At 27.5% G+C, this 13,619-nt stretch carries 11 protein-coding genes; 6 read left to right on the top strand and 5 right to left on the bottom strand.

The features are described 5' to 3' along the window. Nucleotides 1–169: 169 nt before the first annotated feature. Complete coding sequence (sugE, locus tag JJC01_17865; protein UDN58003.1) at nt 170–490, bottom strand: quaternary ammonium compound efflux SMR transporter SugE; 321 nt, start codon at nt 488–490, stop codon at nt 170–172. Between the two features lie 395 nt (nt 491–885). Between sugE and JJC01_17870 the strand changes: the two genes are divergently transcribed. Next, nucleotides 886–1,713, top strand: coding sequence for a carbon-nitrogen hydrolase family protein (locus tag JJC01_17870; GenBank protein ID UDN58004.1), 828 nt, complete (start codon nt 886–888; stop codon nt 1,711–1,713). A gap of 111 nt (nt 1,714–1,824) precedes the next feature. Here JJC01_17870 and JJC01_17875 read toward each other — a convergent pair whose 3' ends face one another. Then, on the bottom strand, nt 1,825–2,607 hold the full coding sequence (locus JJC01_17875) for an EFR1 family ferrodoxin (protein ID UDN58005.1): 783 nt from the start codon (nt 2,605–2,607) through the stop codon (nt 1,825–1,827). A gap of 263 nt (nt 2,608–2,870) precedes the next feature. On the opposite strand from JJC01_17875, the gene JJC01_17880 reads away from it, so the two are divergent. Together JJC01_17880 and JJC01_17885 are read left to right on the top strand one after the other, a co-directional pair. Next, nucleotides 2,871–3,545 (top strand): response regulator transcription factor, encoded by a 675-nt coding sequence (locus JJC01_17880; protein ID UDN58006.1) that lies wholly within the window; start codon nt 2,871–2,873, stop codon nt 3,543–3,545. Beyond that, nucleotides 3,533–4,693: a sensor histidine kinase gene (locus tag JJC01_17885; protein ID UDN58007.1), complete on the top strand. Its 1,161-nt coding sequence runs from the start codon at nt 3,533–3,535 to the stop codon at nt 4,691–4,693. The genes JJC01_17880 and JJC01_17885 overlap by 13 nt, the downstream gene beginning before the upstream one ends. 342 nt (nt 4,694–5,035) lie before the next feature. On the opposite strand, the gene JJC01_17890 is transcribed toward JJC01_17885, so the two are convergent. Next, on the bottom strand, nt 5,036–7,024 hold the full coding sequence (locus tag JJC01_17890; GenBank protein UDN58008.1) for a diguanylate cyclase: 1,989 nt from the start codon (nt 7,022–7,024) through the stop codon (nt 5,036–5,038). 593 nt (nt 7,025–7,617) lie between these two features. Between JJC01_17890 and JJC01_17895 the strand changes: the two genes are divergently transcribed. Together JJC01_17895 and JJC01_17900 are read left to right on the top strand one after the other, a co-directional pair. Beyond that, complete coding sequence (locus JJC01_17895) at nt 7,618–8,286, top strand: ABC transporter ATP-binding protein (protein UDN58009.1); 669 nt, start codon at nt 7,618–7,620, stop codon at nt 8,284–8,286. Nucleotides 8,287–8,288: 2 nt separating this feature from the next. Further along, nucleotides 8,289–10,763: an ABC transporter permease gene (locus tag JJC01_17900; GenBank protein ID UDN58010.1), complete on the top strand. Its 2,475-nt coding sequence runs from the start codon at nt 8,289–8,291 to the stop codon at nt 10,761–10,763. 354 nt (nt 10,764–11,117) lie between these two features. Here JJC01_17900 and JJC01_17905 read toward each other — a convergent pair whose 3' ends face one another. Continuing rightward, nucleotides 11,118–11,633 carry a hypothetical protein gene (locus JJC01_17905; GenBank protein UDN58011.1) on the bottom strand — a complete coding sequence of 172 codons (516 nt, stop codon included), beginning with the start codon at nt 11,631–11,633 and terminating at the stop codon, nt 11,118–11,120. A gap of 372 nt (nt 11,634–12,005) precedes the next feature. On the opposite strand from JJC01_17905, the gene JJC01_17910 reads away from it, so the two are divergent. Continuing rightward, nucleotides 12,006–12,629 (top strand): uracil-DNA glycosylase family protein, encoded by a 624-nt coding sequence (locus JJC01_17910; protein ID UDN58012.1) that lies wholly within the window; start codon nt 12,006–12,008, stop codon nt 12,627–12,629. Nucleotides 12,630–12,784: 155 nt separating this feature from the next. Here JJC01_17910 and JJC01_17915 read toward each other — a convergent pair whose 3' ends face one another. Further along, nucleotides 12,785–13,564 (bottom strand): EFR1 family ferrodoxin, encoded by a 780-nt coding sequence (locus tag JJC01_17915; GenBank protein UDN58013.1) that lies wholly within the window; start codon nt 13,562–13,564, stop codon nt 12,785–12,787. Nucleotides 13,565–13,619: the final 55 nt, after the last annotated feature.

Here is a 13,619-nt window from a genome sequence, read left to right on the forward strand (position 1 = left end):
AAAACATTTTATAATTTCTAATTTCATAGCTTTTTTATTGTATTATTACAACATTTTATAATTTCTAACTTTATAGCATCTTTTATTCTGCCGATGCACTTAATTCCTATAAATTAGCTTCTATATTCTATAACTATCACCTCCTACTATTTATCCTAATTCATACTTATTAGTTACTAGATAATAATTTCAATCCTACAATCCCCACTACAATAAGACCTATACATAAAATTCTAGCCATATTAACTGGTTCATTTAAAAGAGCAATTCCTACAATAGCAGTTCCAACTGTACCAATTCCAGTCCATATGGCATATGACGTTCCAAGCGGAAGATGTTTAAGCGCCAATGATAAAAAATAAAAACTAACAATCATCCCAACAACAGTAAGTATACTTGGAGTCAACTTAGAAAATCCATGTGAATTTTTTAATTGAAATGCCCAAAAAACTTCAAATAGTCCTGCAATAAATAAAAATAACCATTTCATATAAATCATCCCTCTTTTCAAATAATATATCTCTTTTTTAGCAATAAAATAACCTGAGAAATATTATAAAATATCTCCCAGGTTTTTATCCTTCCGTGTTCACAACAAAATTATGTTGTGGGTTTTATCTTGGACCAGACCAATCATTAATAATTGCGGAACCCTATAAAACTCTAGTATTATTTTATTGTCTTTAAAATAATACTAGCAACATAGGTAAAAAAAGTCAATATATTGATATGATATAAATTATAAGAGTATAAATTAAAATATATATCTATAGTAATTTGTACTCTTTGGTTATATAACATATTCAACTTACATATTTTGTATTTATATCTAATTTTTATTTAATATGTTATAATAACATAAAAATATCGAAAGGAGTAATTTTTATGAATTCCTACAAAATTGCAGTGTGTCAGATGATTACTACAGAAAACAAGATTGAAAATATTAATCATGCTGTAGAAATGGTAACAGAAGCTGCCAATAATGGGGCTAAAATTGTGGTTTTACCGGAAATGTTTAATTGTCCATATGAAAATAAATACTTTCCTAAATTTGCAGAAGAATATCCAGGTGAAACAACAAATACATTGAGTAAACTAGCCGAAAAACATGGTATTTATCTAATTTCTGGTAGTATTCCAGAGTTAGAAGATAGCAAAATCTATAATACTTGTTATGTATTTGATAAAAATGGAACTTTAATTGGAAAACATCGCAAAATGCACTTATTTGACATTGAAGTTACAGGAAAAGTTAGCTTTAAAGAATCTGATACTCTTACTGCTGGAAATGATGTTACTATAATAGATACTGAATATGGAAAGATGGGTATTGCTATTTGCTATGATATTCGTTTCCCTGAATTATCACGTTTAATGGCTCTTGAAGGTGCAGAAATCGTTATCTTGCCAGCAGCATTCAATATGACAACTGGACCTGCACATTGGGAATTATCTATCAGAATGCGTGCTTTAGATAATCAGATATTTTATGTTGGTGCTGCACCTGCTCGAAATAAAGATGCTTCTTACATAGCTTTTGGTAATTCAAGAATTTCAGACCCTTGGGGAAAAATTATAGCTCAGGCTGATGAAAAGGAATGCATTATCTATGCTGATATTGATAGAGATTTAATTCCTGACATAAGACAACAATTACCATTACTTAAACATAGAAGAACAGACTTATATGAACTTAATATTTTAAAATAAAAAATTATAAAACCCCCTAAATTAATTATTTAAAATATTTATGGGGTTTTTATTATGGTAATTATCCCAACTACTCTTAGTTACTAATTGATTAATAGTAGTCATTTTTTATTAAATATCTTTACTTTTCTCACTTATCATATCTTCCAACTTTATATTTGGATTATGGTATCTCTTTTTATTTTTAGTTACATCTTTCCATTGAATCGCTTGCTTAGGACACCAATGTACACATGCTAAACAATGTTCACAATTGTGTAAAAACTTCGGTCTCCCCTTTTCAACGTCTATATTATTTACAGAACATACTTTTGAACAAATACCACATTCTATACAGGTATCTTCAACTGAAAAATGGCTATCTTGATTTGCACAAGATGAAATATATTTTTTATAAAACTTCTTGTATATAAAATTTGTTTTGCCAATTTTATTACTTTTCTTATTTACAATATCTTCTGACACTTCATTAACCTTGATTTCTGCTTTTCTAAGTAAATTATCAATTTTTTTATCATCTTTTATTTTAAACTCACAAATGTAATTAGAAACCATCTGTATCCTTGAACCTAGATTTAGTCCATGACCCTTCTCTTTCAATAAAGCATTCACATCATGAAGCGCACTTCCACCTATCATGCCTCCACAAGTTACTACAGCAAAAATATATGGTTTATCACTTTTAATATTTAGATTTGATATAAATTTAGAAACAAGATTAGGTAACTCCCAAAAATATAATGGAAATACAAATCCTATCATATCACTATTACAATCTACATCAGTTGTTTCACATATTCTAATTATATTTGCATTTATTTTATTCGATATACTCTCTGCTACACTTAGGCTATTTCCAGTTGATGTAAAATAATAAATAACTTTATCTTTCATAAAATACTCCTCCCAAGATGCCCTTTTGGAAAATTATTCATCTTTATATATTAAAATTAGAATACTCAAATAAAGACTATTAACTACATGCTTAAATTTTCCAATAATTAGACACTTGATTTATTTAGTATATAAAAATATACTAATTTTAATCATTAAAACTATTATATTTTTATGTAAATTTAATAATTTGAGAAATTCTTGAGATTTTTATACTAAAATAGAAGTTGTTTAAAAAGTTTTATTTAGAAAGGAGAATTTTTATGAACAGTAAAATACTTGTTGTAGATGACGAGAAAGGAATCACCACTTTATTAAAAGATTATTTTGAAATAAATGATTATGAAGTTTACACTGCTCAAAATGGAAAAGAAGCACTAGAAAAAATATCTAAAAATCCAGACATTATTCTACTTGATATAAACATGCCTGAAATAGATGGAATTGAAGTTTGCAGTAGAATTAGAAACTATATATCATGTCCTATCTTATTTTTAACAGCCAAAATTGAAAACTATGATAAAATTAATGGTTTTCGTGTTGGTGCTGATGATTATATTGTAAAACCTTTTGATTTAGAGGAACTTGGGGCAAGAGTCTCTGCTCACTTAAGACGCGAACAAAGAAAATCAAATCATACTAAAGTCAATTTTTATAAAGATTTAGTAATAGACTATGAAAAAAGGTCAATTTCCATTGATAATAACCAAGTTTCACTTTCAAAAAAAGAATTTGATATCGTAGAACTTCTCTCTACGAACCCTGGTCAAGTATTTGATAGAGAGAGAATTTATGATAGAATATGGGGCTATGATAAAAATGGAAATAGTGATGTTATAATGGAACATATCAGAAAAATACGAATTAAATTATCAAGATATACTCTTGAAAATTACATAGAAACAGTATGGGGAGCTGGTTACAAATGGATAAAATAAAGAATATGTCATTAAAAAAATCTTTTTTCTTTCTCACTCTATCTTCATTAATTATAGCATCAGTACTTACAACAGTCTCATACATTTTACTTAATTACATATATCACTCTATACAAGACAAATATTTACAAACTCCTTTATACACAGAAACTATAACCATAGTGCAAAATAATTTAAATCAATATAGTGATTTTGATAAAGTATTGATTAATATAATTAGCACACTTCAGCTTATACTCCCACTCGTATTTTTTATAGGACTTCTATTATTGGCTGATATAATTTTTTATAAGGTAAAATTAAAGATACCTATTGAAATACTTAATAAAGGAGCAAACGAAATATCCAATAATAACTTAGATTTTTACTTAGAATATAAGAGTAATGACGAATTAGGTAATCTGTGTAGTGCTTTTGAGAAAATGAGGTTGCAACTAAATAAAAATAATATAAAAATGTGGACTATGATAGACGATAGAAAACAGCTTAATGCTGCTTTTTCTCATGATTTAAGAAATCCTCTTACTGTTCTAAAGGGATACTCAGATTATTTAATAAAATACATGCCAACAGGAAAACTTAGTGATAAAAAAATTTTATCAACTGCACAACTTATGTCTGAACATATCAACAGAATTGAATACTATGTAAATAGTATGAGTAATGCTCAACGATTAGAAGACCTAGTTATTACAAAATCTACATCAAGTATAAATGCTTTTGTAGAAAACTTAGATAGCAATATCTCCATTCTATCAAAACAAGCTGGAAAATCTTTTAAAATTACAAATAAAGTGGATAATATAAACGTATTATTTGATGAAAATATTATTCATAGAGTTATTGAAAATATAATATCAAATGCATTTAGATATGCAAAAAATAAAATATCTATACTTATATACCTTGAGCAAGAATTCCTTACTTTCGTAATTGAAGATGATGGTGTGGGATTTAGTGAAGAATCTATAAAATCAGCATTAAAACCTTTTTATAAAGATAAGACTTTAAATAATAACAACTTAAATTTTGGTATGGGTCTTTATATATCTAAAGTATTATGTGAGAAACATGGTGGCTCTATTTTTATTGAAAACAATCCAATTGGTGGTGCTAAAATTACAACAAAGTTCTCAACAAAAGACTAGAGGTACTTTAATTTTTAATCTAGATTTTCTTGTATAAAACATAATAAACTTTTAAGTTTTATTAAAATATACCCTATAGCGTACATTCTAATAAAAAGACGCAACCTTAAACATAAATATAATCTATCTGATTTTTTTAAATCAGATAGATTTACACAACACATTTCAAATACATAAAAATCTATTTCGCTAATTAAATTTAATTTTTATAATACAATAATAAATTTATCTGTCAATTAACTCAGTCCATTATCATTCAAATAACATACTAATGCTTCTGCTTAAATAACTTCTTTACTCTTTATGTATAAATTTATGTACAGATAAACTTGAAACTGTTTATTAAATATTTTTTTCTTTCAATCTATCTGAACCTTCTAATACATCAGTATTATGTCGATAGCGTCCTGTTGCACGATGGTTATGATAAAATTCTTTTTTATCAGCATACATGAGTTCGTCTGCAGTTTTTATAATGAATTGAATATTTTCACAATTTTCTTCCCATTTTGAACCAATGGCAGCTTTACATTCATCATTCATAAAATTATTCCTTAATTTTTGAACTTTTTCATTGAATTCATTCTCACTTATATCTATGCAAATAATTACAAATTCATCACCACCAATTCGATAGTAGGAACCTATTTCAAAGCTATTTTGAATGATTTTTGCACATGCTTTAAGCAACTCATCACCAGAATCATGTCCCAAATTATCATTGATTTCCTTGAGTCCGTTTACATCTAAATATACTACGCCAATAGAATTTTTTTCGCCCACAAGGTTATCAATATCGTGAATATAACGGTTTCTATTATAAAAAGAAGTAAGAGTGTCTAAATAACTTAAACGATAAAGAACTTCCTCATTTTCATTTCTATGCATTGCAATCATAATAAAATAACTAAGAGTTTCAAGAAATGTAGCTGCATTTTCCGTTAAGTTTATAGAGGGGTTATCCAGTCCAATACATCCATCTAATTTTCCATTACGTTCTAATGGAACCATGACCAGACGCTTAATTTTCTGTTGTAAAAGAATCTCATATTCAAATTCCATAGTCAATTTTAAGTCTTCTATATCATGAATAACTACATTGCCTCGCTTTTGAAACACATTGAGCCACATTGCAAAATCTGACTGTGGTAAATCCTGTAGGTTATCAATTTGTGGAATTATACCTTCTTTACACCATTCTGCAATATTAGATAGATTATCACCATGAAATAAGAAAATGTAGGCACGTTCAGCTAAAAACAAATTTCCTACCTGTTCCAATACATAATTAGTAGCATCTAACGTTTCATGATTGCGATAAAGTTCTCGAATACACTCAACAAGAACATTATCTCTCTTCAAACGGCTCTCTAGTTCAATTTTTTCATTAGTTGCTTCAGTAATATCAAATGCAATTTCCATTCTTGCTGTGCGGCCCTCCCACTCCATTAATCTATCTTTTAATAAGTAGTGGCGTTTAGTGATTGGGTTTGTATGTTCCCAAGTATAATTTTCATCCTTTTTTAGAATAGAATTCTGACAGAATGAACATGGAGAATCAAATCCCTGCAATACTTTATAACACTTCAAATGCTCTTCGTCATTGATATTGAAAGTTTTCTTTCCAGCTTCATTGACAAATAGCAAATCATAGGTATCAATGTCTGATATATACATTAGTTCTGTTATTTCATTTATAGGAACAAGCAATTCTTGCAACCTTTTTGATAACTGTTCGTTTTTTAGTTTATTCTCATTTTCAACTTCAATCAATCTTCTGCGACGTTTATCTTGGCAGAAAGCAAAAACAGTACATAGCCCTGCCATCAATATAAACACTATATTAATATAAAACAATAAATTTCGAGCATCTTGAACGATTTTATCAGTATATACCTCTGCAGCCATTACCAACTGGTCCGCTAAGTTAAAGTAATCTTCACTCATCTCAAACAGTTTGTCCCCAGAACCGCCATCTCTATAACTCATGATTTCTACCTTAATATCTGACCAATCCTTTTTCATTTCTACTAATAATGATTGATACTCTTCACTTTCAAGTCTTATTAAATTAAGTTCAGCACTTCCATTAGAAAGCCCTGTTAGTATATCATCTAGATGTGCAATCAAACTATCATCCTGTACATGAGCAAGTTCTTTTTTTATCAGTCTCTGTGTAGCACCACGGATAATACCTGTATAATTGATAACACGTGCATCTCCCTCAAGGTTGTTGATAGAACGAACTGACAATATACCTGTCAAAATTAGGGCAATGCTCAAGATAAGTGGAACTGCACCTATTCGCAGTTTTGCGAATACTATCTTCATATTGTATAGTCTTCCCAATATTCTATAGTCCTCCCAATATCTGGTTTAATTTTATGTTTACAATTATTATATCACAATAATAATCCATAACAGCTTTATATTTCAAAGCTACAGTTAATTTTATTAGTAGTTATCCTCCTCCTATATCAACCACTATGAACAAATAAAAATATTAAGTAAAAATGTTCATAGCAACTCCTACTTTATTTTGGAATCTTTTTCTTTAATAGTAAATTACATCCATTTAACCCTTATACCCCTACGAATTGAATTGTACTCAACAAATACCCTTAAATCTGCCTAGTTTTAATAAATTTTCTTTAAATATTTTCTTTAAACTAATTAAACTTCTCTAAGGAAATTTCATTTTAATTTTTTATTCTTATTTCTTTATTAAATTATAATTTCTATTGAGATTCAAAATAATAGATATAGATAAGTCTATCTATCTTATTTTTTAACACAGTATTTCAAATATATTTATATCCTTTTTGTCTATAATTTACTTTTATTTATATAATTGTATAAAAGTTGAGAGAAAATTGAGTTTTATGACTTACACTCTTCTTATATAAAAAAGGAGTGTGTTTTTTATGATTATAAAAGCAAAACAACTATCAAAAATATATGGTTCTAATAACAACAAAGTTATTGCATTAAACAACATTGATTTAGAAATAAACTCAGGTGAATTTGTTTCTATCATTGGACCTTCTGGAAGTGGAAAAAGTACACTTTTACATATCTTGAGTGGATTAGATAGTCCTACATCTGGGCAGGTATTACTTGATGGGAAAGATATGTATAAATATAGTGAAAAGGAACTTTCCACTCTTAGAAGAAAATGTTTTGGATTTGTATTTCAACAGTTTAATCTACTACCAGTTTTGACAGCTTCAGAAAATATTTCAATGCCTGTATTATTAGATAAAAGACAACCTGATAAAGAATACTTAAATGAAATTTCATCATTGCTTGGAATCTCAGATAGATTGCATCATCTTCCACATGAACTCTCAGGAGGTCAGCAACAAAGAGTTGCTATTGCTAGAGCATTAATTGCAAAGCCAAATGTAATATTTGCAGATGAACCTACAGGAAACTTAGACAGCAAAAGTGGTAGTGAAGTTATGAATCTTCTTATTAAAACATCAAAACAATTTAAAAAGACTCTAGTAGTAATAACTCATGATGATAGGATTGCAAAGCTTGCTGACAGACAGCTTTCAATAATTGATGGTGTACTTATGGAGGTGAAATAGTAATGAAGAATTACCTTTCACTTTCAATAAAAGAGTTAAAAAACCAAAAACTTATGACTACATTAATTGTTATTGCAATAATAATGTCAACTATAATGACAACTGTAGTAGGTCAATCAATTGGCATACTTCAAAACTTAAGAAAAGAGCAAGCTCGCTCTTTTAATGGTGATAGACATGTATCCTTTCACCAACTCAATAAAACTCAAGTTGATAAACTAAAAAAAGATAATAGAATCTACCAAGCTGGTCTTTCAACAACACTTGGTACTAGTAAAATAAAGAATACAGGTATCTCTATACTTGTAAAAGAATACGATAAAATAGGACTTTCCAACTATCCAAAACTAATGAAACTAAAGTTTGGAAATCTTCCTAAAAATAAAAATGAGATTGCTTTAGATGAAAACACCTTACAACTTATGGGAATAAAACCAAAACTTGGTATAACTATTCCTATGGATTTAAATATCTCACTCTTAAATGATACAGAACAACCCTATGGTTATAAAACCAATTTTAAACTAAGTGGTATTTTAGAAAATGACTACACAGGCTATGCAAGTGGAATAGTAAATAGTGTTGTAGGTAAAGGTACATCAGAAAATCTATTACCTAAAAGATATGCTTTATCATCATTGGATTTTAAAATAAAGCAACAAAATAAATTTCAGGAAATTGTAAATCAATTAGCCAAAAAAGTCAATATTTCTCGTAGTTCAATTCAATACAACTGGGTTTATTTAAATACATTAGGAATTAACTTTGAAGGAGATAAAAACAGTTCCAATAGTGATAGCATGTCTATAATTATAATAATATCTTTATTTGTTGCACTCTTAGTACTACTGGCCTCTGGACTTGTAATCTATAATATTTTAAAAATTTCTGTTACAAAGAAAATCAAAGAGTATGGATGTTTAAGAGCAATTGGAGCTGAACCAAGGCAACTATATAAAATTATTATCTTACAAATTTTATTTTTATGCGCTATCGCTATACCTATTGGAGCTATAATTGGAATTGTTTCTTCTGAAAGCATAACTGAGATGGTTACGAATATTTTAAATCCAGATATATTTTTAGTAAATGACAGTAAACAAATGCCTGAGATTATACAGAGAAATTCAACAGCATACTTAATTCCACTATTATTAAGTGTTAGTATTTCACTAGTATTTTCATTTGTTGCGGCTTTACCATCAGCAATATATGCTTCACATGTTTCTCCTAAAATTGCTATGGCTGGTAGCACTATCAAAATCAAAAGAAAAATTAAGATTAAACGAGAAAAACCAATCAAAAACTTCGAAAGACATCTAGCATGGCTAAATCTAAAAAGAAATAAAGGTAGAACTATAATAACTATACTATCATTATTTATGAGTATAACAGTATTTGTTGCACTGAGTGAATTTTCTAATGTATTAGATGTATCCAAATCGGTTAGTGACTTAAAAAAAGGAGATTTTTCTTTAATAAATGAAGTGCCTGGCTTTGATAAATCTACGCTAGATAAAATAGTTAACATGAAAAATATCAATCGTACCTCTTTTATCAAATACTCTGAATATAAACAAGGGGAAATAAATACAGATATTAACTTTGAAAATGGTTCTGAAATGTTAAAAGTTATTGGAGTTGATGAACAAACTCTTAAAGAATTAATACCTTCTGTAAAAGATTCTTTATTGGAGGATTTCAAAAATGGCTCTCTATGTCTTATAAAAAATCCAATTGCTATTTCTACATCAGATACAAAATTTAAGGCTACAAATCTAAAACCAAAGGATAATATTACAATTAATAAAAAACAATTAAAAGTATACAATACTGTAGATAAAATGATTAATTTGCAGGGTAATGGTTGGTTAAATGGTATTGATGTTATTGTATATGATACTGTATATGACACCCTAACAAATAAAAATAGATTCAGTCAGATAAATGTTTATGCTAAAGATAAATCAAATTTAGAAGAAATAAAATTATCTATTGAACAAATTTGCAAAAACAATCCAGGTTCTCGTTGGATATCGTATATTGAATCAGACAACCAACTTAAAGAAAGTTTCAAACAAATACAATTTTTAGCATGGACTATTATACTATTTGTAGGTTTGATTGGTACTTTAAACATTATTAACACAACTCATACAAACATTAATACTAGAATTAATGAAATTGGAGTTAAGAGAGCTATTGGTATGAGTAACAGTAGTTTATACAAAATGTTTTTATGGGAAGGTTGTTATTATGGAATCTCTGCTTCTATATTTGGTTCAATTGCAGGATATGCCAGTGCTATTATAATAAACATGGCTACTATAGAAAAAATTGATTTTACTAATATCCCAATTGTTTCGATTTCACAAGCTACACTTGTTTCTATAGTTGCATGTATTATAGCCACTCTTATTCCTTTAAGGAGAATTAAAAAAATGGATATTATTGATTGTATAGATATTATAGAATGATAATAATAAATTAATATCTATAAATAAAACATAATAAGTTATCTTTTTAAAACTATAATCCTATAGATTTTTTGATTATATATCTTTATGACCACAAATATTGCTATCGCCTTTATTTATGGTCTTTTTTTATGTTTTCATTTGGTGTATATTTACATATACTCTCGTATCTTGATATATTTTATGGTTTAAAAGTAGTAAATTAGCAAAAATAGTATATAAGTTTAATACAATTTGTAAAATCAAACGATTTTGAGAAAAATCACATTAATTGACTTTTAAATACACAGTTATCTATTTCTTTTGATTTTCTACAGTATGTCAGCTAGATTTAATTTGCCTAATTTAAAGTATTTATTCATCTATAAGATTATATTTCTTTATACATCTAACATAATTTGCTACTAAATAATAATTATTTATATCATCTTCATCTAATCCTTTAAATGCAGTTATTTCATCAGCAAGTTCACTACTACCTTCCACAAAAACACAACCTGTTTCAAATTCCATACCTACAACAATAGAACAACCACTATAAACTTCTTCTTGATTTTCATATAAAGTCTTTGCTTTTCCTTCATTTTGAATTGTAAATACAATAGGTTTTAATTCTTTATTGCTCGGTATCTTTTTTGAAAAAGGTTTGTTTAACTTAATATTATTAATGACTACATTTTTAAATTCTTCCGAAGCTTCTTCTTTTAGTGTATACTTTTGTTTCAAATATTCTACTAATTCCAAAATAGACTTAGCATTTACATTTAAAGTACTTCTATATTTTTCATATACAGCTTTCCATTCTCTAACTTTTTGTTGTGATACTTCCTGTGTATCTATATTTATTTTTCCTTCTGGCATTTTTTTCATATAAAATCTCCATCCAATCTTTATGTAATCTTATTAATACATTTCATTATAAAAACATTGATTTATTAATTTTAATATTTACATCGTACTTCTAAAAACTTTACAAGTCAATGTAATTTTGCTATCTTTGGTTTATAACAGTTTAGAATTAATTTCTTTTATAATGGTAATAGATTAATATTATTTCTGGAGGGCATATTTATGTTTTTAAATAGAATTGAACTTTTCAAAGGATATTCTTTATATAAGTTATTAATTAATAAACATGACATTATGTTGTCATGTTTATTGTGCTATTATGTTTTTAAAATTCTTTTGCTTTACAATTACTTTTTATAGTATTTAAGGCTTAAAATTAAGGAGCTTAAACATATGAAGATAAATATAAAATCAACTTTAAATGAATTTATTAAAAATAATAATCTTTTTGAGGATAATGAAGTCTTATCATATCTTCCCAATATAACAATAGATACAGACTCTATAAAAACTATAATGATTAACGAAGTTGTACCAAGTAATCCTAATGATGATTTTTATAGTTTAGATGAGCATGCTGACTACTTAAAAAATACAATCCCTTTATTCCAAAATGCAGGTATAAAAGTATCTAGCATAAACGATATCTTAAATCTAGGCATATATATAACAAATGCAGTAAAATTACCTAAATCAGAATATACAATAACTCGCGACACTATTCAATCGCACATGCCTATTTTAGAAGAAGAAATTAAATTATTCAGTAATCTAAAGGTAATAATGTTAATGGGAGATGTAGCAAAAAAATCTTTTAATATGATTACTAAAAAACATACAAAAAAGAATGCAGTTCCTTCTATTTCAACATACAAACTTCGTAATAATGAACTTTATTATGACAATTTACGAATATTCCCATCATATATTATGACTGGTGGAAACTTATTGATTGAAAAATCAAAATTCGAAATGGCCTCAGAAGATATTCAAAAAATGATAGAACTTATAAAATAATAGAAAAGTGCCTCATAAAAACGCTTTGAGGCACTCTACTTTTCAAATCATAAGTTATAATTATAGTACTTTTTTTATAGTAAATTTAAATTTTTATTTAATATTATTTATCACTAACCTTTAATATTGTCCATCATTGAACAAATCAAACATATCTATTTATCTAAAAATATATCCTTTACTGTAACATCTGGATGGTGATACTTCTTTCTATCTGTCAAAAACGATTTTTTTATATTAATAGCCTCTTTTGGACACCAATGAAAACAGGCTAAACATCTTTCACACTCATTACCCCACTTTGGTTTTCTGTCAACTATACTTATGTTTTCTAATGGACAAACTCTTTTGCATGTTCCGCACCCATTACAATTATCTTCTGCAAAAAATTTAGTGGTGGCAATCTGCATGTTTTTACCTACTAGACGAAGTACAACACTATCTATATGTGACTTTAAATTGTTTTTTCCCTCTATATTTCCAAATTCCAAGTTATTGATACATTTTGCAACTTCAGCTACTCTATTAGTTTGACTTCTCAATCTTTCCTCTTCAACATCTGGAGGTGTTATCAAAGCATTTCCAGGCATATTAATTAAAAAACCAGCAGATAATTTTTTACCCTTTTTCTTAAGTAATTTATCTATAGTAAATAAACTGTGTCCAGCCACCCCATTGCAAGTGGCAATAGCATATATATGAGTATTACTATTAAAATTTAACTTATCTATAAAAAACTTTACTATATCAGGAACATCAGCGAAATAAACTGGAAAAACAATTATCAATATATCTTCATTTACGTCTATATGTCTTTCTTTTCTATGTATAGCTAAAGGTATTACTTCCCCATTTTCATTTAACATTTCTTTTAAAGTCTTTGAAACCACTAAAGAGTTTCCTGTTCCAGAAAAATAATAAATCTTAGAACTCATCCCTATCCCTCTTTCTATTGTTTTGTATCATCAATGAGTTAAAAAGACTTCTTAA

Origin of the sequence: Clostridioides sp. ES-S-0010-02, assembly GCA_020641055.1 — a bacterium.
Taxonomy (GTDB): Bacteria; Bacillota; Clostridia; order Peptostreptococcales; family Peptostreptococcaceae; genus Clostridioides.

Coding starts and splice junctions, on each gene's coding strand:
- JJC01_17880 (UDN58006.1), top strand. CDS start 2,871: ATGAACAGTAAAATACTTGTTGTAGATGACGAGAAAGGAATCACCACT.
- JJC01_17900 (UDN58010.1), top strand. CDS start 8,289: ATGAAGAATTACCTTTCACTTTCAATAAAAGAGTTAAAAAACCAAAAA.
- JJC01_17910 (UDN58012.1), top strand. CDS start 12,006: ATGAAGATAAATATAAAATCAACTTTAAATGAATTTATTAAAAATAAT.
- JJC01_17915 (UDN58013.1), bottom strand. CDS start 13,564: ATGAGTTCTAAGATTTATTATTTTTCTGGAACAGGAAACTCTTTAGTG.
- sugE (UDN58003.1), bottom strand. CDS start 490: ATGAAATGGTTATTTTTATTTATTGCAGGACTATTTGAAGTTTTTTGG.
- JJC01_17870 (UDN58004.1), top strand. CDS start 886: ATGAATTCCTACAAAATTGCAGTGTGTCAGATGATTACTACAGAAAAC.
- JJC01_17885 (UDN58007.1), top strand. CDS start 3,533: ATGGATAAAATAAAGAATATGTCATTAAAAAAATCTTTTTTCTTTCTC.
- JJC01_17895 (UDN58009.1), top strand. CDS start 7,618: ATGATTATAAAAGCAAAACAACTATCAAAAATATATGGTTCTAATAAC.
- JJC01_17875 (UDN58005.1), bottom strand. CDS start 2,607: ATGAAAGATAAAGTTATTTATTATTTTACATCAACTGGAAATAGCCTA.
- JJC01_17905 (UDN58011.1), bottom strand. CDS start 11,633: ATGAAAAAAATGCCAGAAGGAAAAATAAATATAGATACACAGGAAGTA.
- JJC01_17890 (UDN58008.1), bottom strand. CDS start 7,024: ATGAAGATAGTATTCGCAAAACTGCGAATAGGTGCAGTTCCACTTATC.